21 protein-coding genes are annotated in these 21,332 nt (G+C 71.1%); 14 read left to right on the plus strand and 7 right to left on the minus strand.

What is annotated here, in order from left to right:
* Positions 1 to 5: 5 nt before the first annotated feature.
* Complete coding sequence (acnA, locus tag AC1ROY_RS17965) at positions 6 to 2,702, minus strand: aconitate hydratase AcnA (RefSeq protein WP_493150230.1); 2,697 nt, start codon at positions 2,700 to 2,702, stop codon at positions 6 to 8.
* Positions 2,703 to 2,776: 74 nt separating this feature from the next.
* Here acnA and ccmA point away from each other — a divergent pair, with 74 nt between their 5' ends.
* From ccmA to AC1ROY_RS17995, 6 genes are all read left to right on the plus strand, one after another.
* A complete protein-coding gene (gene ccmA, locus AC1ROY_RS17970) occupies positions 2,777 to 3,364 on the plus strand; it encodes a heme ABC exporter ATP-binding protein CcmA (RefSeq protein WP_493150500.1) in 588 nt (195 codons plus the stop codon).
* A complete protein-coding gene (gene ccmB, locus AC1ROY_RS17975; RefSeq protein WP_493150231.1) occupies positions 3,361 to 4,011 on the plus strand; it encodes a heme exporter protein CcmB in 651 nt (216 codons plus the stop codon). The genes ccmA and ccmB overlap by 4 nt, the downstream gene beginning before the upstream one ends.
* A gap of 81 nt (positions 4,012 to 4,092) precedes the next feature.
* The gene (locus AC1ROY_RS17980; RefSeq protein ID WP_493150232.1) at positions 4,093 to 5,331 is read left to right on the plus strand and encodes an extracellular solute-binding protein; all 1,239 of its coding nucleotides are present in this window, start codon (positions 4,093 to 4,095) and stop codon (positions 5,329 to 5,331) included.
* A 56-nt stretch (positions 5,332 to 5,387) separates the two neighbouring features.
* Positions 5,388 to 6,212: a carbohydrate ABC transporter permease gene (locus AC1ROY_RS17985; protein ID WP_493150233.1), complete on the plus strand. Its 825-nt coding sequence runs from the start codon at positions 5,388 to 5,390 to the stop codon at positions 6,210 to 6,212.
* Positions 6,212 to 7,027 (plus strand): carbohydrate ABC transporter permease, encoded by an 816-nt coding sequence (locus tag AC1ROY_RS17990; RefSeq protein ID WP_493150501.1) that lies wholly within the window; start codon positions 6,212 to 6,214, stop codon positions 7,025 to 7,027. Before AC1ROY_RS17985 ends, AC1ROY_RS17990 begins: the two co-directional genes overlap by 1 nt.
* The gene (locus tag AC1ROY_RS17995; protein ID WP_493150234.1) at positions 7,024 to 7,824 is read left to right on the plus strand and encodes a PfkB family carbohydrate kinase; all 801 of its coding nucleotides are present in this window, start codon (positions 7,024 to 7,026) and stop codon (positions 7,822 to 7,824) included. The genes AC1ROY_RS17990 and AC1ROY_RS17995 overlap by 4 nt, the downstream gene beginning before the upstream one ends.
* Here AC1ROY_RS17995 and AC1ROY_RS18000 read toward each other — a convergent pair.
* The gene (locus AC1ROY_RS18000; RefSeq protein ID WP_493150235.1) at positions 7,811 to 8,293 is read right to left on the minus strand and encodes a MarR family winged helix-turn-helix transcriptional regulator; all 483 of its coding nucleotides are present in this window, start codon (positions 8,291 to 8,293) and stop codon (positions 7,811 to 7,813) included. The two genes, AC1ROY_RS17995 and AC1ROY_RS18000, sit on opposite strands and share 14 nt — an antisense overlap.
* Before the next feature lie 285 nt (positions 8,294 to 8,578).
* Complete coding sequence (locus tag AC1ROY_RS18005; RefSeq protein ID WP_493150236.1) at positions 8,579 to 8,980, minus strand: hypothetical protein; 402 nt, start codon at positions 8,978 to 8,980, stop codon at positions 8,579 to 8,581.
* A gap of 165 nt (positions 8,981 to 9,145) precedes the next feature.
* Here AC1ROY_RS18005 and radA point away from each other — a divergent pair, with 165 nt between their 5' ends.
* The 8 genes from radA (at position 9,146) to AC1ROY_RS18045 (ending at position 17,133) form a co-directional block, all read left to right on the plus strand.
* Positions 9,146 to 10,552 carry a DNA repair protein RadA gene (gene radA, locus AC1ROY_RS18010; protein WP_493150237.1) on the plus strand — a complete coding sequence of 469 codons (1,407 nt, stop codon included), beginning with the start codon at positions 9,146 to 9,148 and terminating at the stop codon, positions 10,550 to 10,552.
* Positions 10,549 to 11,073 (plus strand): methylated-DNA--[protein]-cysteine S-methyltransferase, encoded by a 525-nt coding sequence (locus tag AC1ROY_RS18015; RefSeq protein ID WP_493150238.1) that lies wholly within the window; start codon positions 10,549 to 10,551, stop codon positions 11,071 to 11,073. The genes radA and AC1ROY_RS18015 overlap by 4 nt, the downstream gene beginning before the upstream one ends.
* 80 nt (positions 11,074 to 11,153) lie before the next feature.
* Positions 11,154 to 11,714, plus strand: coding sequence for a CvpA family protein (locus AC1ROY_RS18020; protein WP_493150239.1), 561 nt, complete (start codon positions 11,154 to 11,156; stop codon positions 11,712 to 11,714).
* A gap of 11 nt (positions 11,715 to 11,725) precedes the next feature.
* Positions 11,726 to 13,177, plus strand: a complete 1,452-nt coding sequence (gene purF, locus AC1ROY_RS18025; protein WP_493150240.1) for an amidophosphoribosyltransferase — start codon at positions 11,726 to 11,728, stop codon at positions 13,175 to 13,177.
* Positions 13,174 to 13,881 (plus strand): SDR family NAD(P)-dependent oxidoreductase, encoded by a 708-nt coding sequence (locus AC1ROY_RS18030; RefSeq protein WP_493150241.1) that lies wholly within the window; start codon positions 13,174 to 13,176, stop codon positions 13,879 to 13,881. Before purF ends, AC1ROY_RS18030 begins: the two co-directional genes overlap by 4 nt.
* A gap of 141 nt (positions 13,882 to 14,022) precedes the next feature.
* The gene (locus AC1ROY_RS18035; protein WP_493150242.1) at positions 14,023 to 14,841 is read left to right on the plus strand and encodes a 23S rRNA (adenine(2030)-N(6))-methyltransferase RlmJ; all 819 of its coding nucleotides are present in this window, start codon (positions 14,023 to 14,025) and stop codon (positions 14,839 to 14,841) included.
* Positions 14,834 to 15,808: an NAD(P)H-dependent glycerol-3-phosphate dehydrogenase gene (locus AC1ROY_RS18040; RefSeq protein WP_493150243.1), complete on the plus strand. Its 975-nt coding sequence runs from the start codon at positions 14,834 to 14,836 to the stop codon at positions 15,806 to 15,808. The genes AC1ROY_RS18035 and AC1ROY_RS18040 overlap by 8 nt, the downstream gene beginning before the upstream one ends.
* Positions 15,809 to 16,146: 338 nt before the next feature.
* Positions 16,147 to 17,133, plus strand: a complete 987-nt coding sequence (locus tag AC1ROY_RS18045) for an alpha/beta hydrolase (RefSeq protein WP_493150244.1) — start codon at positions 16,147 to 16,149, stop codon at positions 17,131 to 17,133.
* A gap of 38 nt (positions 17,134 to 17,171) precedes the next feature.
* Here the strand turns inward: AC1ROY_RS18045 and AC1ROY_RS18050 are convergent, their stop codons facing one another.
* Genes AC1ROY_RS18050 through hemC form a run of 4 tightly spaced genes read right to left on the minus strand, consistent with a single transcriptional unit; the run spans position 17,172 to position 21,326 of the window.
* Positions 17,172 to 18,422, minus strand: coding sequence for a heme biosynthesis HemY N-terminal domain-containing protein (locus AC1ROY_RS18050; RefSeq protein WP_493150245.1), 1,251 nt, complete (start codon positions 18,420 to 18,422; stop codon positions 17,172 to 17,174).
* A gap of 6 nt (positions 18,423 to 18,428) precedes the next feature.
* Entirely contained in the window at positions 18,429 to 19,640 is a 1,212-nt protein-coding gene (locus AC1ROY_RS18055) for a hypothetical protein (RefSeq protein WP_493150246.1), read from the minus strand.
* On the minus strand, positions 19,637 to 20,338 hold the full coding sequence (locus AC1ROY_RS18060; protein ID WP_493150247.1) for a uroporphyrinogen-III synthase: 702 nt from the start codon (positions 20,336 to 20,338) through the stop codon (positions 19,637 to 19,639). The genes AC1ROY_RS18055 and AC1ROY_RS18060 overlap by 4 nt, the downstream gene beginning before the upstream one ends.
* Positions 20,331 to 21,326 carry a hydroxymethylbilane synthase gene (gene hemC, locus AC1ROY_RS18065; RefSeq protein ID WP_493150248.1) on the minus strand — a complete coding sequence of 332 codons (996 nt, stop codon included), beginning with the start codon at positions 21,324 to 21,326 and terminating at the stop codon, positions 20,331 to 20,333. The genes AC1ROY_RS18060 and hemC overlap by 8 nt, the downstream gene beginning before the upstream one ends.
* Positions 21,327 to 21,332: the final 6 nt, after the last annotated feature.

Consider the following 21,332-nt stretch of genomic DNA (forward strand, 5'->3'; position numbering starts at 1 on the left):
TCACATCAGGCGGCCTTGGCCATCCCGCGCAGCACGTAGTGCAGGATGCCGCCGTTCCGGTAGTACTCGACCTCGTCGGCCGTATCGACGCGGCACAGCACCTCGGTCCTCATCACATGGCCGTCGGCCCGGGTGATGACCATCTCCAGCTTCATGCGCGCCTTCAGGTCCTCGACGCCGAGGATGTCCACCGTCTCGTCGCCGCGAAGCGAGAGCGAGTTGCGGCTCTCGCCTTCCTTGAAGACCAGCGGCAGGACGCCCATGCCCACGAGGTTGGAGCGGTGGATGCGCTCGAAGCTCTCGGCGATGACCGCCTTCACGCCCAGCAGGAAGGTGCCCTTGGCCGCCCAGTCGCGCGAGGAGCCGGTGCCGTATTCCTTGCCGCCGAAGACCACCAGCGGCACGCCCTCGGCCTTGTAGCGCATGGCGACGTCGTAGATCGGCGCCACGTCGCCCGAGGGGTAGTGCTTGCTGATGCCGCCCTCGATGCCCGGGACCATCTCGTTCTTGATGCGGATATTGGCGAAGGTGCCGCGCATCATGACCTGGTGGTTGCCGCGGCGGGCGCCGTAGCTGTTGAAGTCCAGCGGCCGGACCTGGTGCTCGAGCAGGTACTCGCCGGCCGGGCTCGTCTTGCGGATGTTGCCCGCGGGCGAGATGTGGTCGGTCGTGATGCTGTCGCCGAGCAGGCCGAGCACCCGCGCGCCCTTGATGGAGGCGAGCGGCTTCACGTCCATGGTCATGCCCTCGAAGTAGGGCGGGTTCTGGACGTAGGTGGAGCCGCCGTTCCAGCGGTAGGTGTCGCTGCCGGCATCCACGCGGATGGCCTGCCACTGCTGCGGGCCCTTGAAGACGTCGGAGTAGCGGGACATGAACATCGGGCGCGTGACGTTGCCATGGACGATCGCGTTGACCTCCTCCTGCGTCGGCCAGATGTCGAGCAGCATGACGGGCTGGCCGTCGCTGCCGGTGCCGATCGGCTCGTGCATCATGTCGATCTTCACCGTGCCGGCCAGCGCATAGGCGACGACCAGCGGCGGGGAGGCGAGGTAGTTCGCGCGGACGTTGGCGTGGACGCGGCCCTCGAAGTTGCGGTTGCCCGAGAGCACACCGGCGACGACCAGCTTGTTGTCCTCGATCGCCTCGACCATCGGCTCGGGCAGCGGGCCGGAATTGCCGATGCAGGTGGTGCAGCCGTAGCCGACCGTCTGGAAGCCGATCGCGTCCAGGTCCTCGGTGAGGCCCGAGGAGTTCAGGTAGTCGGTGACGACCTGGGATCCGGGGGCCAGCGAGGTCTTCACCCAGGGCTTCGGCATCAGGCCCTTGGCGCGCGCCTTGCGGGCCACGAGGCCGGCGGCGACGAGCACGTAGGGGTTCGAGGTGTTGGTGCAGGAGGTGATGGCGGCGATGACCACGTCGCCATGGCCGAGGTCGAACTTGGCGCCATCGACCGCAACGCGCTTGTTCGCCTCGTCACCGGGCACGCCCATGGTGCCGGCGGCAAGGTCCTTGGCGAAGGAGGTGCCGACGGAGCCGAGCGCCACGCGGTCCTGCGGGCGCTTCGGGCCGGCCATGGAGGGCTCGACGGTGGAGAGGTCGAGCTCCAGCGTGTCGGTGAACACGGGGTCGGGCGCGCCGTCCTCGCGCCACAGGCCCTGCGCCTTGCAGTACTCACGCACGAGGTTGATGCGGTGCTCGTCGCGGCCGGAGAGGTTGAGGTAGCCCATCGTGACCTCGTCCACCGGGAAGAAGCCGCAGGTCGCGCCGTATTCCGGGGCCATGTTCGCGATGGTCGCGCGGTCGGCCAGCGCCATGCCGGAGAGGCCGGGGCCGAAGAACTCGACGAACTTGCCGACGACGCCCTTCTTGCGGAGCATCTGCGTGACGGTGAGCACCATGTCGGTGGCGGTCACGCCCTCGCGCAGCTTGCCGCTGAGCTTGAAGCCGATGACGTCGGGGATGAGCATGGCGATGGGCTGGCCGAGCATGGCCGCCTCGGCCTCGATGCCGCCGACGCCCCAGCCGAGCACGCCCAGGCCGTTGATCATCGTCGTGTGGCTGTCGGTGCCGTAGCAGCTGTCGGGATAGACGTAGGTGTTGCCGATGTCCGTCGCGGTCCACACGACCTGGCCGAGGTACTCCAGATTGACCTGGTGGCAGATGCCCGTGCCCGGCGGGACGACCCGGAAGTTGTTGAAGGCCTCCTGGCCCCAGCGCAGGAACTCGTAGCGCTCGCCGTTGCGCTCGAACTCGATGTCCACGTTCTTCTCCAGCGCGCTGGCGCTGCCGGAGACGTCCACCATCACCGAGTGGTCGATCACGAGGTCGACGGGGACGAGCGGGTTCACCTTGCGCGGATCGCCGCCGAGGCTGAGCAGCGCGTCGCGCATGGCGGCGAGGTCGACGACGGCGGGCACGCCCGTGAAGTCCTGCAGCAGGATGCGCGACGGCTTGAAGGGGACTTCCTTCTCGCTGTGGCCCTGCTGGACCCACTCGGCGATGGCCTTGGCGTCGGCGACGGTGTAGCTGCGGCCGTCCTCGAAGCGCAGGACGTTTTCCAGGAGCACCTTGAGGGAGAAGGGGAGGCGCGAGATGTCGCCGATCTGCTTCGCCGCCTCGGGCAGGGAGAAGTAGTGGTAGGTCTTGCCGTCGACGGAAAGCTGGCGTGCGACCTTGAGACTGTCCTGCCCGATCATGCGCATCTTGAAATCGTCCTCTACTCTGTCGTTGCGGGTTTAAGCATGACGACGGTTCACGGTCCATGGAGGCGAGCCTGATCGAGGCGCAGGAATTGGCGTGCTGGCGCGCGGAAAGGCTTGTTTTTGATTGCGTCTCATTCGCAATTGAGCCGGGCGACGCGCTGCTGCTGACGGGCGCGAACGGGGCGGGCAAGTCGTCGCTGCTGCGAGTATTGGCGGGGCTGCTGCCGGCAGCGGCGGGGCGGCTGCTGTGGAGCGGCGCGGATGCCTTCGCCGACCTGCCGGTGCATGGCACGCGGCTGCGCTACCTCGGCCACCAGGATGCGCTGAAGCCGGCGCTGAGTGCTGCGGAGAACCTGGGCTTCTATGCAAGCCTGCATGGCGGAGATGTCATGGCCGCCCTGGCCGCGCTCGGCCTCGCTGATCTCGCGGAGCTGCCGGCGCGGGTGCTCTCCTCGGGTCAGAAGCGGCGGCTGGCGCTGGCGCGGCTGGCGCTGGGACACGCGCCGCTCTGGCTGCTGGACGAGCCTTCCGTGGGGCTGGACGCGGCATCGGTGGAGAAGCTGGCGCCGCTCTTCGCCACGCATCGCGCCGCGGGCGGCATGGTGATCGCGGCCACGCACCTGCCGCTGCCGCTGCCGGACGCCCGGGAGCTGCGGCTTTGATCCCACTCCTGTCTCGCGAGCTGCGGCTGGCCTTCCGCCACCCGGCCGACACGCTTGCGGCCGTGATGTTCTTCGTGCTGGTGGCCGCGCTCTTCCCCTTCGGCGTCGGCCCCTCGCCCGAGCTGCTGGCGCGGCTCGCGCCCGGCGTGCTGCTGGCCTCCGCGCTGCTGGCGGCGCTGCTGCCGCTCGACCGGCTCTTCGGCGCCGAGGCGGAGGACGGCTCGCTCGACCAGCTCCTGCTGAGCAGCCTGCATCCCGCCGCGATCGCGGCGGTGAAGGCGCTGGCGCACTGGATCACGACGGGCGTGCCGCTGGTCGTCGCCACGCCACTTGCCGCGGCGCTGCTGAACCTGCCCGTCGAGGCCATGGCGGTGGCGATGATCGCGCTGGCGCTGGGCTCGGCGATCCTGTCGCTGCTGGGCGCGGCCGGCGCGGCGCTGACGCTGGGCGCGCGGCGCGGCGGCGTGCTGCTGCCCCTGCTGGTGCTGCCGCTCGCCATCCCGGTGGTGATCTTCGGCGCCGCGGCGATCGAGGCGGCCGCCTCGGGCCTCGAGGCCCGGCCCTTCCTGCTGTTGGAGGCGGCCATGCTGGCGCTGGCGATCCCGCTGGCGCCGCTGGCCGCGGGAGCCGCGCTGCGGGGGGATTGAGACCTCCTCATTTCACGCGACTGACACCCAAAGCATCCGGATGACCGGTTAAGTCAGCTCCTCCGCTGAGAGGGACAACCGATGCTTACCCGCCGCTTCGCCCTGGCCGGCCTCATGGCTTCCCCATTGGCCACCCCCTTCGTCTCTCGCGCTGCCCGCGGGGACGATGCGCAGATCGACGTGATGAGCATTTGGGGCAGCGACCGGCCCTTCCAGAAGGTGGTGGACGCCTTCAACGCCAGGCGGCTCGGTGTCACCCTGCGTAATCGCTTCTCCGCGAATTACGAGGAGGCCACGGCCCAGGCCACCGCCAGCATCGCCGCCGGCCGGCCGCCGGCGCTCATGACCACGGGCTGGAAGTTCGGTTCCTACGCGAAGCGCACCCTCGGCGCCCGCGACCTGCGCGAGATCGATCGCGAGCTCGCCGGGCGGCTGATCGCCAACTTCGTCCCCTCGGTGCATCAGCTGGTGACCATCGACGGCGCGCTGATCGGGCTGCCCTGGGCCATGTCCACGCCGATCACCTACGTCAACCTGGCGCTGTGGCACGAGGCCGGCCTGCCGGAGGTCCCGCAGCAGTTCGACACGGACTGGCTCTACGCCCAGGCGCGGGCGATGGACGCGAAACTGAAGGGCCGGCATGCGGCCTACCGCTCGGCGCTGGCGCTCTCGAACAACGAATGGACCAGCCAGTCCTTCATCCAGAATGCGGGCGGCTTCCTCATCGATCCGCAGGGCCAGCTCACGCTCAACCGCCCCGAGGCCATTGCCGGCATGGAGGCCTATTGCGCGCCGGCGCATGAGGGGCTCTGGCAGCCGGTCAACGGGCGCGAGCAGGACACGGCCTTCGATGCCGGCGCGCTGGCCATCGTCACCACCTCCTCGACGCGGGTTTCGGTCCTGAAGGGCCTGCCCTTCCCGGTGGCGACGGCGAAGTTCCCGGGACTGCCAGGCCGCTCCCGCCGGATGAACAGCGGCGGCAATTTTCTTGCGATCTACGCCCGCAACGCGGAGCAGGCCCGGGCCGCCATGGCCTTTCTCGAATTCTGCGCCTCGGCCGAAGGGCAGACGCTCTGGTCGGAGGTCGGCTACCTCAACACCTCCGTGCATCCGCTGCCGCTGATCGCCCCGGAGATGGCCGCCGCCGCCGCGCAGCTCGCCGACGGGCTGACCGCGGAGACCATCTGGCCCGGCCGCCGCGGCTTCGAGGGCCAGGACATCTGGCGCCGCTGGGTGACCCGCATGCTGCTGAAGGAGGTACCGGTCGCCGAGGGTATGGCCCGCGCACAGGCCGAGCTGGCCCGGGTGGTCGTGGCCTGAGGGCTTTCGGGGCACGGATCGCCCCCTACCTCTTCGTCGGCCCCGCCGTCCTCGCGGTGCTGGTCTTCCTGTACCTGCCGATCCTCGCCTCGGCGGGCCTGTCGGTGAGCGACTGGAACCTGCTCTCGCCGGAGGCTGACTTCGTCGGGCTGGAAAATTACCGCACGCTGCTCGACAGCGAGGATTTCGGCCATGCGGCCCGAAACACCTTCTGGTACGTCGCGATCCTCGTGCCGGCGCAGATCGTGCTGCCGCTGGTCCTGGCACTGGCCCTGACCCAGGTCGCCTCGCGCCGGCTGAGCCAGACCTATCGCAGCCTGCTCTTCCTGCCGACGATCCTGGCCTATTCGGTCGCCGGCGTGGCCTGGTCCTGGCTGCTCTCGCCGGTGAACGGCGTGTTGAACGAGGTGCTGGCTGCGCTTGGCCTGCCGCGCTCGCGCTGGCACACCGACCCGGACCTCGCGCTGCTCTGCGTGGCCGTGGTGACCTTCTGGAAGACCTTCGGGCTTAACATGCTGCTCTGGGCGGCAGCGCTGCTGGGCATCCCGAAGGAGGTCCACGAGGCCGCGCGAATCGACGGCGCCGGGCCCTGGCGGCGCTTCTGGACGATCGACCTGCCGCTGATCGCGCCCACCGCCTTCTTCATCGCCGTCACCACGGTGTCGCACGTGCTGGACGACATCGTCGGCGTGATCGACGTGCTGACCGAGGGCGGGCCGGCCGGGCGCAGCAGCAGCCTGCTCTTCTTTCTCTGGCAGCGCGGGCTGGCCTTCTTCCAGTTCGGCGAGGCCAGCGCCGTGGCGGTGATCATGATCGTGCTGGTGCTGGCGGTGACCGCGCTGCAGTTCCGTCTGTTCGAGCGGCGGGTCTTCTATCGGTGATGCGCTGGCTCGCGCACATCCTGCTGGCGGTCGCGGCCGTGCTGACGGTGCTGCCGCTGGTCTGGATCGCCAGCGCGGCCTTCACGCCCAACCACCTCGTGCTGAGCGACCCCATGCGGCTCTGGCCGCGCGAGCCGACGCTGGCCAATTTCTTCGATGCCGCGCGGCGCTATCCCGTCTGGACCTGGCTCGGCAACTCGGTGCTGACGGCCAGCGCGATCACCGCCGGCAAGCTGGCGCTCTCGCTGCCCGCCGGCTTCGCCTTCGCCCGGTTGAGATTCCGCGGGCGGGAGACGCTGTTCTGGATCATCCTGGCGACCATGAGCTTTCCCGCCGTCGTCGCCATCCTGCCGAGCTACATCGCCATCGTGCGGCTGGGGATCTTCGACACCTACACGGCGATGATCCTGCCGATGATCCCCTATATCGGCTTCTACGTTTTCTACGCCCGCCAGGTCTTCCGGCGGCTGCCGGATTCGATCTTCGAGGCCGCGCGGCTCGACGGCGCCGGGCTCTGGCGACAGTTTTTCGGCATCGCGCTGCCGAACGTCCTGCCCTCGGTGGCGGCGCTGGCCGTCATCGCCTTCCTCGGCGCCTGGAACATCTATCTCTGGGCGCAGCTCGTGCTGGAGGAGCCGGGGCGAAAGACCATCGTCACCGGCATCGCCATGTTCGCCGATGCCGAGGGCGGGCAACGGCTCTGGGGGCCGCTGATGGCGACCAGCTTCCTGTCCGCGCTGCCGGTTTTGCTGCTCTTCCTGGCGGCGCAGCGCTTCATCACCGAGGCTTTCGCGCCGGGATCGGCCGAGCATTGAGCGGCATCCTGCTGATCGCCACCACGGCCATCGACCGGATCTGGCGGCTGGACGCGCCGCTGCGGCCGGGCTCGCGCCTTGCCTGGCGGAGCATCGAGGAGCGCTTCGGCGGGGGCGGCATCAACACCGGCGGGCCGCTGGCCGTGCTGGGGCATCGCGTCGCGGTGGCGGGGGTGGTGCATGACGATCCGAAGGGGCGCGCCCTTCTGGCGGAGCTGGCGCGGCTCGGCATCGACGCCGGCCCGACCGTTATGGTGCCGGGTGAGACGCCGCTGACGGAAATCCTGGTCGAGCCGCAGGGCGAGCGCACGCTGATCCACCCGCCGCGCGCGCCTGGGCCCCGCCCGGCGCCAGCGGTGTTGGAGGCCGGGATCGTCTACGTGAACGCACGGCAGCTGCCGGCGGAGACCGAAGCGGCGCTCGCGGCGCATCCCATGGTCGTCGCGCAGTTCCCGCTCGACGAGACGATGGCGCATCCGGCGCGGATCCTGATCGGCTCGCGCAGCGACCTGCCGGAGGGCGATCCCGCCGCCCTGCTGGCGCGCGGCCGCGCGACGACGGGATGCGAGGCCCTGGTGCTCACGGACGGCACGGGGCCGGTGACGGTCGTGGCGGAGAAGGTCTCGACGGTACCGGTGACCCCGGTGGCCAGCACGGACACGACCGGTGCCGGGGACGTCTTCGCCGCCGGCCTGCTGGACGGGCTGGCGCGTGGCCTGCCGCTCGCCGAGGCGGTGCGGTCGGGCTGCGCGCTGGCGGGAAAATTCCTGTCGAGGCCGCGCCTCAGTCCGCGTTGATCAGCTCCAGCGCCGCACCGCGCAGCTCCTCGAGCGAGGCGCGCGCGGTCTCGGCCACGCCGGGGCGCAGCTGCGCCTGCATCGCGCTCTGCGCTTCCTGCCAGAGAGGTAGCGCCTCAGTGAGCCTGGCGCGGCCCGCGGGGGTGAGGCTGTAGGTGATGCGCCGCCCCTTGCCTGGCGCGCCGACCAGCAGCCCCGCATCGAGCAGCCGCGTCAGATTGCGGGTGAGGGTGGAGCGCTCGATGCCCAGCTTGTCGGCGAGCTCGCGTGCGGAATCCGCCTTTCCGGTGGCGACCACGATGAGCACCCCGAATTGCGAGGGCTCCAGCCCCAGCGGCGCCAGCTTGGCGGCATAGGCGCGTGAAATGAGGTTCGCGGTCCGGCGCGCGGCGAAGGCCAGGCACTGCGTCCGGATCTCGGTGCAGGCTTCCGTGGCATCGTCGGCGGTGAGGAGGGGTTTGCGGACCATATGATGCATATACACAACAAATGGCACGATTTGAAGAGGTCTTTGCAACCTCTCCGGGATTTCTGCAGAAGCGGCGTCACGCTGGCCGGAAAGACAAAAGACAGAAGAGGGGGCCCCGGCGGGGACCTAGTTGGGGGGAGTGTCGCCCCGCCGGGGATGTCGCCGCGCCCGGGGGGAAGTTCGGCGCGACGGCAATAGCGTTCATATTGGAGCGGTTCGGCCGCTCCGGATTGTCGTTTTGTAGCCTTCCCGATGGCGGGCGGTTCCACCCGACCTCGGCCAGGCTCAGCGGCAGGTCACTCTCGTGTTCCCCGGCAGGTCGCTCACGGTCAACGCGCCAGAGCCGGTTGGGTTGTGCACCATCTGGCGGCCCAGCAGGACGGCCTGCGACGTGCCCCAGCGGCCGAGCTTCGTGAAATGCGTCCCGTTGGGCCGGTTGTTTGCCTGGTGGGCGATGAAGGCGACGGCGAAGTTCACCTCGAGGCCCGTCGTGTTCTGCAGGATCAGCCAGTAGCTCGTGGTGCTGCTGGTGCTGGTGGCGCTCACCGTGCTGTAGAAGCTCGCGGCTTGCAGCCGGCCTTGGCAATAGGACGGATTGCCCTGCGCCGCAGCCTGGGTGACGGGGGCCGCCGCGAAGCCGAGGGCGGTGGAGGCGGCCAGGGCGGCCATCAGGATGTGCTTTCTCATGTCTGTCTGCCTTTTCCCATCGGGGGTTTTCGTTGTACGATGAGGGAAGGCTATCGGGCGCTGGCGATAGCAACCAATCCGTGAAAGCAGTTTCCCCGATCGGTGTTGCCTATCGGTATCCATCCAGCTTGCATCATGGGTTTGTTCTATTTATGTTCTGATGTGATGGCCAAGGATCGCACCCGCTTCGTCTGCCAGTCCTGCGGCGCCGACCACCCGAAGTGGCAGGGGCGTTGCGACGGCTGCGGCGAATGGAACACCCTCGTCGAGGAATCGACGGCGCCGCGCGGCCCCGGCCCGGCCGGCAAGGCGCCGCTCGGGCGCGGCATCGACCTCGTCGGGCTCGCCGGCGAGAGCGCGCCCCCGCCGCGCCACCTCACCGGCATCGCGGAGCTCGACCGCGTGCTGGGCGGCGGCTTCGTGCCGGCCTCGGCGGTGCTGGTGGGCGGCGATCCCGGCATCGGCAAGTCCACCATCCTGCTGCAGGCCGCGGCGCGGATGTCCAGCGCGGGCAAGCGCGTCCTCTACATCTCGGGCGAGGAGGCGGTGGCCCAGGTGCGGCTGCGCGCGCGTCGCCTGGGCCTGCAGGACGCGCCGATGGCGCTGGCGGCGGCCTCGGCCCTGCGCGACATCATCGCGAGCCTGGAGGCCGAGAAGGACGCCACCCTCGTCGTCATCGATTCCATCCAGACCATGTGGCTGGACGCGCTGGATTCCGCGCCCGGCACCGTGGCCCAGGTCCGCACCTGCGCCTTCGAGCTGATCCGCTGCGCCAAGGCGCGGGGCTTCGCCCTGGTGCTCGTGGGGCACGTCACCAAGGAGGGCACGCTCGCCGGCCCGCGCGTGCTGGAGCACATGGTCGACGCCACGCTCTACTTCGAGGGCGACCGCGGCCACCAGTTCCGCATCCTCCGCGCCACCAAGAACCGCTTCGGCGCGACCGACGAGATCGGCGTCTTCGAGATGACCGAGGGCGGGCTGATGGAGGTCACCAACCCCTCCGCTCTCTTCCTGGCCGAGCGGCGGGGCAATATCGCGGGCAGCGCGGTTTTCGCCGGCATGGAGGGCACGCGGCCCGTGCTGGTGGAGGTGCAGGCGCTGCTCTCGCCCAGCAACGGCGGCAGCCCGCGCCGCCAGGTGGTGGGCTGGGAGGGCGGGCGGCTCTCCATGCTGCTGGCCGTGCTGGAGGCGCGCTGCAACCTCACCTTCGCCCAGGCGGACGTGTACCTGAACATCGCCGGCGGGCTGCGCATCAACGAGCCGGCGGCGGACATGGCGGTGGCGGCTGCGCTGGTCTCCGCCATCACCGACCGGCCGACGGATCCCGATGCGGTGTATTTCGGCGAGGTCGGGCTGTCCGGCGAGATCCGGCAGGTCTCCCAGGCCGAGCAGCGGCTGCGCGAGGCGCAGAAGCTGGGCTTCTCGGCCGCCGTCCTGCCGCGCCGCGTGGCCCGGGGCAACAAGCCGCCGGCGCCGATCGAGGGGCTGAGGCTGACGGAGGTCGGGCATCTGGCGGACCTGGTGGCGCCCTTCGCGGCCAGCACGCTCAAGCGGGAGAAGGCGCGCGCATGACCCGCCTTTTCCTGGACCGGCTGGCGACGCCGATCGGCGAGGCGCTGCTGATCACGGACGAGGAGGGATGTCTCCGCGGCCTCGACTGGTCCGACCACGAGGCCCGGCTGACCTACCTCCTCCGCCTGAACTACCGCCCCTTCGCGCCGGAGCCGGGCGCGGCCCCCGCGGTCATGCGGCGCGCGCTGACCGCCTATTTCGAGGGTGAGCTCGGGAGCCTTGCCTCCGTCGCCTGGCAGACGGTCGGCACGCCCTTTCAGCGGGCGCTCTGGGCGGCCCTGACGACGATCCCGGCCGGCGAGACGCTCAGCTACGGCGCCCTGGCGGCAAAGCTCGGCTCGCCGCGAGCGGTCCGCGCCGTGGGGGCGGCCAATGGCGCCAACCCGATCAGCATCGTGCTGCCCTGCCATCGGGTGATCGGCAGCAATGGCTCGCTGACCGGCTATGGCGGCGGGCTGGACCGCAAGCGCTGGCTGCTGCGTCATGAGGGCGCGGCGTTCCGGGAGTCGAGCGCGGCCTGATCTCTCCGCGAATGTGACGCAATCTCAACTCTTCTGGGGGACTCACGCGAATCACAGCGGCCCGCTATACGCGGCGCAGCATGACCTGGGCCGACGGCATTCTCCTGATCGTGATGGTGGCCTCGGCCATCCTCTCCTTCCTGCGGGGATTCGTGCGCGAGGTGCTCGGCGTCGCCGCCTGGATCGGCGCCGCCGTGGCCGCCTTCACCTTCCGCCAGCCGGTCGTCGCCCTGCTCAACGGCGCCATCGAGCCGGACTGGCTGGCCGACGGCGTGGCGGTCGGCGTGATCTTTCTGGTGGTGCTGGTCGTTCTCAAGCTTGTCATCCACGCATTGGCGGGGCGCGTGCAGCGCAGCCCGCTGGGGGGTGTGGATCGCTCGCTCGGGGCCATATTCGGCCTTGCGCGTGGCGCCTTCATCGCTGCTTTGGCTTATGTTCTCGCCGGGCTCTTCGTGCCCGCCGTCGAGCGCTGGCCCGAAGCGGTGAGGGAGGCCCGGGCGCTGCCTCTCGTCGTCGATGTCGCGAGATGGGTTGTCGGCCTGATGCCGGAGGAGTATCGCCCCCGCATCGCCGCGCCCCCCGAGCGACGTGAGCCGACGCAGGAGGATCTGATGCGCCCGCCTGCCCGCAATCGAACCTGAAGGCCGCCCCCATGCCCCTTCCTCTCTCGGACGACGACAAGTTCCACGAGGAATGCGGCGTCTTCGGCGTCTGGCGCCACAAGGACGCGGCGGCGCTGACCGCGCTCGGCCTGCACGCCCTGCAGCACCGCGGCCAGGAGGCCTCGGGCATCGTCACGCTGGACGATGCGGGCAGCTTCCATGCGCATAAGGGCCTCGGTCTGGTCGGCGACATCTTCGGCGATGCCAAGGTCATGGCCGGCCTGCCCGGCAGCGCCGCCATCGGCCATAACCGCTACGCCACCACGGGCGAGACCGCGCTGCGCAACGTGCAGCCGCTCTTCGCCGATTTCGAGTTCGGCGGCTTCGCCGTCGGCCACAACGGCAACCTCACCAATGCGGGCGTGCTGAAGCGGGCGCTGGTGCGCCGCGGCTGCCTCTTCCAGTCCACGACGGACAGCGAGGTCTTCGTCCACCTCATCGCCATCAGCCTCTACTCCACGGTGCTGGACCGGCTGATCGACGCGCTGAAGCAGGTGCAGGGCGCCTATTCGCTGGTGGCGCTGCACAACGGCGCGCTGATGGGCGCGCGCGACCCGCTGGGCGTGCGGCCGCTGGTGCTGGGTCGCCTGAACGATGGCTGGGTGCTGGCCAGCGAGACCTGCGCGCTCGACATCGTCAGCGCCGAATTCGTGCGCGACATCGACCCGGGCGAGATCGTCATCATCGACGACACCGGCATCCGCTCGGTGAAGCCCTTCTCCGCCACCGAGAACCGCTTCTGCATCTTCGAGTATATCTACTTCGCCCGGCCGGACTCGGTGATGGAGGGCACGCCGGTCTACGACACGCGCAAGCGCATCGGGGCGGAGCTGGCCCGCGAGAGCGGCGTCGAGGCGGATGTGGTCGTGCCCGTGCCCGACAGCGGCGTGCCCGCCGCCATGGGCTATGCGGTCGAATCCGGCATTCCCTTCGAGCTCGGCATCATCCGCAACCACTATGTGGGCCGCACCTTCATCGAGCCGACCGACCAGATCCGCCACCTCGGCGTGAAGCTCAAGCACAGCGCGAACCGCGCGGTGCTTGAGGGCAAGCGCGTCATCCTGGTGGATGATTCGATCGTGCGCGGCACCACCTCGAAGAAGATCGTCGAGATGGTCCGCCAGGCCGGGGCGGCCGAGGTCCATATGAGGATCTCCTCGCCGCCCACCACGCACAGCTGCTTCTACGGCATCGACACGCCCGAGCGCAGCGAGCTGCTGGCCGCCAAGCACGACCTGGCCGAGATGGCGAAGCTGATCGGCGTCGACAGCCTCGCCTATATCTCCATCGACGGGCTCTACCGCGCCCTCGGCAAGGCCGGGCGCGACAGCGAGAAGCCCGCCTTCTGCGACGCCTGCTTCACCGGCGACTATGCCATCCCGCTCACCGACATGACGGACAATGCCGAGCGCCGCGGCAGCCTTCTGAAGGCCGGCGCGTGAGTTCAGGACTGCTGGCAGGACAGGTCGCGCTCGTCACGGGGGCCAGCCGGGGAATCGGCCGGGCCACGGCGCTGGCGCTGGCGGGCATGGGCGTGCACCTCGTGCTGACGGCGCGCAGCCAGGGCGGGCTCGAGGAGACGGACGACCTGATCCGCGCATCCGGCGGCACGGCGACGCTGCTGCCGCTCGACATGGTGCGCGAGGCCGAGCAGCTCGACATGCTCGGACCGTCGATCGTGGAGCGCTTCGGCCGGCTGGACGTGCTGGTGCATGCCGCCGGCGTGCTGTCGAAGCTGACGCCCGCGGCGCACATCACGCCGCGCGACTGGGAGGAAAGCCTCGCGGTCAACACCAGTGCGACCTGGCGGCTGATCCGCACCTGCGATCCCGCGCTGCGCGTGGCCCCGGCGGGCCGCGCGATCGTGCTGACCGACAGCTATGCGGACAGGCCGACGGCCTATTTCGGGCTGTATTCGGCGGCCAAGGCGGCGCAGGCGCATCTCGTGCGCTGCTGGGCGGCGGAGGTCGAGCAGACGCCGGTGCGCGTGGCGCTTGCCGATCCGGGGCCGGTGGCGACCAACCTGCGCTGGGCGGCCTTTCCGGGCGAGGATCCCAAGTCGATCCGGCAGCCGGCCGAGGTGGGCGCGGCCATCGCGAAGCTCGTGGCCGGGAGCCCGGAGCATGGCGCCACGCTCAGGATCTGAGCGGCCGGCTCGCGCTGCCACGGACAAGATGCGCGGCGCCTCCCAATCGACCGAGCCCAGGCTAACCTTTTCCCCGGCGCGACCGTCGCGGCGCGAAGGCAAGGCGGCAGAGCCGCCGCCCGCCGTCTGAGGGCATAAAATATGAACTACCGCCATGCCTTTCACGCCGGCAATTTCGCCGATTGCATGAAGCACGCGCTGCTGGCCTGGCTGCTGCGCGCGCTGGCGCGCAAGCCGGCGGCCTTCCGTGTGCTCGACACCCATGCGGGCATCGGCCGCTACGACCTCGGCGGCGACGAGGCGCAGCGCACGGGCGAGTGGCGCCAGGGCATCGGCAGGCTCCAGGGCATCACGGACGGGCCGCTGGCCGATTACATCGCGCTGGCGAGCGAGGGCGGCTCCTATCCCGGCTCGCCGGCGATCGCCGCTGCGCTGCTGCGCGAGCAGGACCGCCTCGCGCTGGTCGAGCTGCACGAGGAGGACCACGCCACGCTGCGCGCGCTCTTCCGCCGCGACGACCGCGTGGCCGTGCACAGGCGCGATGCCTGGGAATCGCTGCGGGCGCTGACACCCTTCCCGGAGAAGCGCGGCCTCGTGCTGATGGACCCGCCCTTCGAGCAGCCCGGCGAATACGAGCGGCTGACCGCTGGCATCGTGGAGGTCTCGCGCCGGGCGCGCGGGCTGGTGCAGGCGGCCTGGTATCCCATCAAGGGCCGCGCGCCGGTGCGCGCCTTCCACACGGCGCTGGCGGAATCGGGCGTGAAGGACATCCTTGCCGCCGAGCTGCACCTGCGCGAGCCGATCGACGCGGCGCGGCTGAACGGCTGCGGCCTCGTCGTGGTCAATGCGCCCTATGGCTTCGAGGAGGCCGCGCGCGCCATCCTGGCCGAGCTGGCGGATCTGCTGGCAAGAGGGGAGGCTGGTGGAGGATGGACGCTGACGCGCATCGCGGATGAGTGAGGTCGCGGTGATCGGCGCCGGCGCCTGGGGCACGGCGCTGGCGATCCACGCCGTTCGGCTCGGGCATCGCGTGGTGCTCTGGGCGCGTGACCCGAAGCGGGCGGAGGCGATGGCGGCCTCGCGCGAAAATCCGCGCCTGCCGGGCATCGCCCTGCCGGCGGCGCTGCGCGTGACGGGCGATGCCGGAGAGGCGCTGGGCTCGGCGCTGGCCATACTGGCGGTGCCGATGCAGCCGCTGCGCGCGGTGCTCGCCGCGCTGCCCACCGGGCTTCCGCCGCTGCTGCTCGCCTGCAAGGGGCTGGAGACCGGTAGCCTGCGACTGCCGCTGGAGGTGATGGCCGAAGCGCGGCCGGACCTCGCGGCCGGCGTGATCTCCGGCCCGAACTTCGCGCATGAGGTGGCGGCCGGGTTGCCGGCGGCGAGCGTGGTCGCGGCGGCCGACATGGCGCTCTGCGAGCGGGCGCAGTCGCTGCTCTCGGGTGGCGCGCTGCGGCTCTATGCGAGCGAGGACGCGTTGGGCGTGCAGCTCGGCGGGGCCGCGAAGAACGTGCTGGCCATCGCAGCCGGCATCGCGATGGGCGCCGGGCTCGGCGAGAACGCGCGCGCGGCGCTGATCACACGCGGGCTCGCGGAGCTGTCGCGGCTGGTGGTGGGGCTAGGCGGCCGGGCGGAGACGGCGTCGGGGCTGTCGGGCCTGGGCGACCTGCTGCTGACGGCGACGGGGCCGTCCAGCCGCAACACTTCGCTGGGCATGGCGCTGGGGCGGGGAAAGAGCCTCGCCGAGATCCTGGCCGGCCGCACGAGCGTGACCGAGGGCGTGACGACGGCACCGGCGCTGCTGGCCCGCGCCGCGGCGGCGGGGGTGGAGCTGCCCATCGGCGCAGCGGTGGTCGAGGTGCTGGAGGGCCGGCTCGACGTGCCGGCCGCGATGCAGGCGCTGCTGGCCCGCCCGCTGCGGCAGGAATAGTCCAGGTCATCCGGACGACCTGGAAGGTGGCTTGCCACGATTTCCGGCGATCATTGGAAACGGCGATCCCGCACAGGTCGCCATTACAACGATATAGCAAAATCTTCGCCGACCGTGACGACTTCATAGATCGAATGTGCTCTGTAATTTGCACGTATATCAGGATTTTACATTCATTATTGATTGAGTACCATCATGTAACGCAAAATATACTATTGTATTATTCGCACTCCGAAATGGATCGAGCAGATTTCCGGAGCGGCGCTCCCTGCGCCGCGAGTCAGGACAATCCCATGATTCAGATCCGAAACCTCGTCCCCCTTCTGCTCGGAGCATGCATGATGACGCAGACTGCCATGGCCGCCGATGTCGCGACCGATCCCCATCTCGACCCGCAGGTGCGGGCCCTGCTGGTCCAGCTGAACAAGGACCCCAGCCCGTTCTGGGAGCTGCCGCAGCCCCGTCCGCAGGAGATCCTCAGCGGACTCCAGGACAGCGTGCCCGTCGACATGTCGGGCGTGACCACGGTCGAGCGGACCATCACCCAAAACGACCGGACGGTGAAGCTCTACATCATGACGCCAGAGCGGCCGGCCGCGAATCCCGGCGTGCTGCTCTTCATCCACGGCGGCGTCTGGATCGTCGGCAACTTCCACAACCACCAGCGGCTGCTGCGCGACCTCGTCGTCCAGTCCGGCCAGGTGGGCGTCTTCGTCGAGTACACGCCGCTGCCCGCCGCCCATTATCCGACGCAGCTCGAGGAGAGCTACGCCGCGCTGAGCTGGGTCTCGCAGCATGCGCAGGAGTTCGGCGCGGATGGCAGCCGCATCGCGGTCGCGGGCAACTCCGTCGGCGGCAACATGACCGCGGCCCTCGCGCTGATGACGAAGGACCGCCACGGTCCGCGCATCGCCTACCAGGTGCTCCTCATCCCGGCGACGGATGCCAGCGTGGACACCCAGTCCTACCGTGAGTTCGGCACCGGCCACTTCCTGGCCCGCGCCTTCATGCAATACGGCTGGGACCGCTACGTGGCCGACGCCTCGACGCGCAACAGCCCCTATGTCTCGCCGCTGCGGGCGAGCCTCGAGGAGCTGCGCGGCCTGCCGCCGGCGCTCGTCATCACCGCGGAGAACGACCCGTTGCGCGACGAGGGCGAGGCCTATGCGCGCCGGCTCAAGGATGCCGGCGTGACAGTCGCGGCGGTGCGCTACAACGGCACGATCCACGACTTCGTGCTGCTCAACCCTCTGCGGAACGTGCCCTCGACCGTGGCGGCGCTGCAGCAGGTGGCCGACGGCATCCGCAGCCACATCGGTCAGTAGGTGCGTCGGGCCGGTGCGGGCTCCGCGCCCGCGCCGGCCTACCGCCCCGCTCCGCTCCAGCTGATCGCGCCCGCCGTGTTGCAGGCCTCGCAGAGCGGCTTCCACGTCCGGTGCTCGGTGCCGCAATGGCCGCAGCGCCAGACCGGCTCGACCGGCGCCTCGGCCGCCTCGCGCAGCCAGGCCGCCTCCTTCTCGCGGGCCGCGTCGGGGCTGTGCTCGGCGCGCTCCAACTCCACCAGCAGGTCGTAGCAGCGGCGATCGGCGTGCCCGCTGTCGCGCAGCGCGATCAGCTCCTGCCGCGCGCGTCCGGTCAGCCCCGCATCCAGCGAGACTCGTGCCCGCAGGAGCCGGCTCTCCGGATGGTCCTGCGTGCGATGCGTCAGCTCGTCGGCCAGCTTCACTCGGCGGATGAGGTCCTCCTCGCCGGCCAGGAAGGCCGTGGCGATGTCCGGGTGCGGCGCCGCGTCCCAGCCCTGCTGCAGCACCGAGCGGCCCCGCCGCGGGCTGCCGGCCTCGGCGAGCCGCTTCGCATGCGCCAGCACGGCGGGCGAGAAGCTGGGATCGGCCATGAAGGCCTGCCGCTCCAGCTCGCGCGCCTTGACCGGATCGGACTCCTGCTCGGCGGCAGCGAGGGTCAGGCTGGCGCGCGGCGCCTCGGCGTTGGAGAGGGCCAGCGCCTCGCCCCAATCCTTTCGGCGCAGCGCGACCTCGGAGCGCTCGGCGCGCAGCCATTCGGCCTTGGGCTCGACAGCCTGGGCGTCGGCGGCGATCTGGCGGGCCGTGTCCCAGTCCTCGCGTGCCTCGGCCTGGCGCAGCAGCCCGCGCAGCCCGAGGAAGCGGGAATCCGCGCGTCCGGCCAGCTCCTCGAAGGCCTTGGTGGCACCTTCCTCGTCGCCGAGCGAGCGGGCGGCCTCAGCCTCCAGCAGCAGGAGCTGCGGCGTCGCGCCGGCGAGGCCCTTCGCCCTGGCGACCTCGATCCGGGCGGCTTCCGGCCGGCCGGCGGCGAGCGCCACCAGCGCGCGGGTCAGCGCGATCTCGGCCAGCGCGCGGTCGTTCAGCCGGCGGCGGACGCGCCGGCGCTCCGGCCAGCCGCGCAGCCAGGCGACGATGCGCAGCAGCACGTGCAGCAGCAGGAAGACGGCAACCGCCAGCACGATCGCGGCCGGCAGCGAGATGCCGATCCACCACTCGCCATGCCGGATCTCCACCTGCCCGCCGAGTCCGGCGAGCCAGAGCACCACCGCGAAGACAAGCGCGAGGACGATGAGGAACTTGATGACGCTGCGCATGGCGGTTCAGCCGGCGGCGAGGCTGCGGAGGGCGGCGCGCGCGGCGACCAGCGCCTCGGCATCGGCGATCCAGCCGCGCAGGGCAGTCCGGTTGGCCTCGGGCAGGCGGCCCAGCGCGGCCACGGCGCCTTCGACGTCGCCAGCCTCCAGCGCCCGGCGGGCGCGCTCGATCTGGACCTCGGAGGAATCGCCCCAGATCACCTCGTCGCCGCGCCGCACCGTGAGCAGCGAGTTCAGACGGGAGGTCAGGCTTTCCTGGGCCGTGGTGACGGTGCGGGCCTGGCGCACCGCCTCCTCGAAGCCCAGTCGGAGGGCGGACTCGGTCGGCGGCGCGGCGGCGGCGTAGCGCGCGAGGGGCTCCGGCGGCTCGGCGCCGAGCCGGGGCAGGGCGGTGCCGAGCGGTTGGCCGGCATCCAGCAGCGTGCGCAGCGCGTCGATGGCGCCGAGCCGGCTGGTGCGGGCCTCCGCCGCGGAAAGGCGGCGCAGCGCGTCCTGCAGCGGGGCGAGGCGCTCTGTGGTGCTCTGGTCGAGGGCGGCGAGGCGCTGGGTCATCGCCTGCTCGGCCTGGGTGGCGCGCTGCGTGGCGGCCTGCTCGATCGCGGCCAGGCGCTGGGTCACCGACTGCTCGGCCTGGGCGGCGCGCTGCGACGCCGCCTGGTCGACCGCCTCGATGCGCCGGGTGACGGCGAGCTCGCCGGCGGTGCGCTCGGCGACCGCGCGCTCCAGCACCTCGATGCGGCGGCCGATGGCCTGGTCGGCGCCGGCGCGCTGCGTGGCGGCCTGCTCCACGGCGTCGAGCCGGCGGCCGAGGGCCGCATTGCCTTCGCCGATGCGCTGGGCAAGCCGATCCTCCAGCGCCTTCAGCCGGGCATCCAGTGCCTGGGCCGCGGCGGCGCGGCTTTGCTCGATCCCCTGGTCGAGCCGCTGGCCGAGCGCAGCGACGGCGGCGGGATCGCCGGCCGGGCGGGCTTGCAGCTCCGCCAGCGCGGCCTCGCTGGCGGCGAGGCGGGCGGAGAGCTCGGCCAGCTGCACCTCCAGCGGGTTCGGCGCGGGCGTGGCGGTCCGTGCCGCCACGGCGGGCTCCGCCTCGACGCGCCGCTCCGGCTGGGGGCGGCTGCTCGCCAGCCAGGCCGAGGCGGCGATGAGCACCAGCGCCGCGGCGGCGAGGGCGATCCAGGCCGGGTCGAAGGGAAGCTTGCGCGGGGGGGCGGATGTCATGGCGGGCCAAGCAACTCCAAGATGTGGTCCTGGTCCGGCCTTCGGGCGGTCCGGACGGAGCGCCAGGGGAGGCCGTCCAGGACGGCGGCGACGCGCGGGCTGATGGCGATGGCCTCGATCCCGCGCAGGGCCTCCGACAGGCCGGAAGCGGTCAGGGCGCGGACGCTACACCCCGCACTGCGCGGCGAGAAGAACAACGCGTGTGACACTTGGCGGTTGCGCAGGGCGGCGGCGGCCTCGGCGGGGAAATCCATTGATTCCACAGCCGCATAGGCCACGCGACGGGCGACGCGGAAGCCCCGCTCGCGCAGGGCTGCGGTGAGGTCCAGAGAATAGCCCTCGCCCACTGCCAGCAGCAGCGGGCCGGCCGCCGGGTCGAGGCGCGCGGCGCAGAGGGCGGCGAGGGCCGCGGCATCGCCATCGGCGGCGCAGACATCCGGAAATCCCCCGGTGCGGGCCGCCTCGGCCGTCGCCTCGCCGACCGCGAGGACCGGGATGTCCCAGGGCGTGAGCGCGCGGGCGGCGGCGCGGCTAGTGAGCAGCAGGGCCTGGGCGCGGACCGGGCGGAAGGGCCGCGGCGCCAGCACTATCGCCGGCGCCAGCACGGGGCGCCGGCCGAGCGCCGCGACGCGCGCAGCGGTCTCGGCCGCACCCGGCTCGGGGCGGGTGATCAGCACGCCGCTTGCGCGCTCAGGCAAAGATATCCGCGGGGCTGTCGAGCCGCAGCTCCTCGCCGAGCGCACGGCCCAGGCGGACCGCGTCGGCCACCGTGCCATGGATGGTGCGCTTCAGCAGGAAGCTGCCATCGGCCCGCGCGACGAGGCCCGTCAGGTGCAGGGCGCCGTCCGGCAGCAGCCGCGCATGGCCGCCGATCGGCGTGCGGCAGGAGCCGTCGAGCGCCGCCAGCAGCGCGCGCTCGGCCTTGGAGACGGCGGAGGCCTCGCGGTCCTCGATGCCGGAGAGCAGCTCCAGCAGCTCGGTGTCGCCCTCGCGGCAGGTGATGGCGACGATGCCCTGGCCGGCGGCGGGGACCATGGCCTCGGGGTCCAGCGCCAGGGCGGCCTCGTGCTCCAGGCCCAGGCGCTTGAGGCCGGCCAGGGCAAGGAGGCTGGCGGTGACCTCGCCGGCGTGGATGGCCGCCAGCCGGGTCTGCACGTTGCCGCGCAACGTCACGACCTCGAGATCCGGCCGCGCCGCCAGCAGCTGCGACTGCCGCCGCAGCGAGGAGGAACCGATGACTGCACCGGCCGGCAGGCAGGCATAGGGATCGCCCGCATCGGGCACGCCGCAGCCGGGGCCGAGGATCAGCGCGTCGCGCGCATCCTCGCGCTTCAGCGTGCAGGCGAGGACGATGCCGGGCGGCATCTCCGTCTCCAGGTCCTTGAGGCTGTGGACGGCGAAGTCCACGCGGCCGTCGAGAAGCGCCTCGTGGATCTCCTTCGCGAAGAGCCCCTTGCCGCCGATCTCCGACAGCCGGCGGTTCTGGATCGCATCGCCGGTGGTGCGGATCGGGTGCTCCTCGAAGGCGTTCACGCCGCGAAGCACCGGGCAGAAGCCTATGATGATCTCGAGGAAGTGTCGCGTCTGCCAGAGGGCCAGCGGCGAGGCACGGGTGCCGACTCGCAGCGGCAGGGAGCGCATCTTGGAGTGGGGCGCGGGAGCCGAGCCCGGCATGGCGGAAGACATCGGCGC

Source organism: Roseococcus sp. GW821-FHT12F05 (assembly GCF_058806835.1).

Coding starts and splice junctions, on each gene's coding strand:
- AC1ROY_RS18045 (WP_493150244.1), top strand. CDS start 16,147: ATGATGACGCAGACTGCCATGGCCGCCGATGTCGCGACCGATCCCCAT.
- hemC (WP_493150248.1), bottom strand. CDS start 21,326: ATGTCTTCCGCCATGCCGGGCTCGGCTCCCGCGCCCCACTCCAAGATG.
- acnA (WP_493150230.1), bottom strand. CDS start 2,702: ATGCGCATGATCGGGCAGGACAGTCTCAAGGTCGCACGCCAGCTTTCC.
- AC1ROY_RS17990 (WP_493150501.1), top strand. CDS start 6,212: ATGCGCTGGCTCGCGCACATCCTGCTGGCGGTCGCGGCCGTGCTGACG.
- AC1ROY_RS18035 (WP_493150242.1), top strand. CDS start 14,023: ATGAACTACCGCCATGCCTTTCACGCCGGCAATTTCGCCGATTGCATG.
- AC1ROY_RS18000 (WP_493150235.1), bottom strand. CDS start 8,293: ATGGTCCGCAAACCCCTCCTCACCGCCGACGATGCCACGGAAGCCTGC.
- AC1ROY_RS18050 (WP_493150245.1), bottom strand. CDS start 18,422: ATGCGCAGCGTCATCAAGTTCCTCATCGTCCTCGCGCTTGTCTTCGCG.
- purF (WP_493150240.1), top strand. CDS start 11,726: ATGCCCCTTCCTCTCTCGGACGACGACAAGTTCCACGAGGAATGCGGC.
- AC1ROY_RS18040 (WP_493150243.1), top strand. CDS start 14,834: ATGAGTGAGGTCGCGGTGATCGGCGCCGGCGCCTGGGGCACGGCGCTG.
- radA (WP_493150237.1), top strand. CDS start 9,146: ATGGCCAAGGATCGCACCCGCTTCGTCTGCCAGTCCTGCGGCGCCGAC.
- AC1ROY_RS18015 (WP_493150238.1), top strand. CDS start 10,549: ATGACCCGCCTTTTCCTGGACCGGCTGGCGACGCCGATCGGCGAGGCG.
- AC1ROY_RS18005 (WP_493150236.1), bottom strand. CDS start 8,980: ATGAGAAAGCACATCCTGATGGCCGCCCTGGCCGCCTCCACCGCCCTC.
- AC1ROY_RS18055 (WP_493150246.1), bottom strand. CDS start 19,640: ATGACATCCGCCCCCCCGCGCAAGCTTCCCTTCGACCCGGCCTGGATC.
- AC1ROY_RS18020 (WP_493150239.1), top strand. CDS start 11,154: ATGACCTGGGCCGACGGCATTCTCCTGATCGTGATGGTGGCCTCGGCC.
- AC1ROY_RS17980 (WP_493150232.1), top strand. CDS start 4,093: ATGCTTACCCGCCGCTTCGCCCTGGCCGGCCTCATGGCTTCCCCATTG.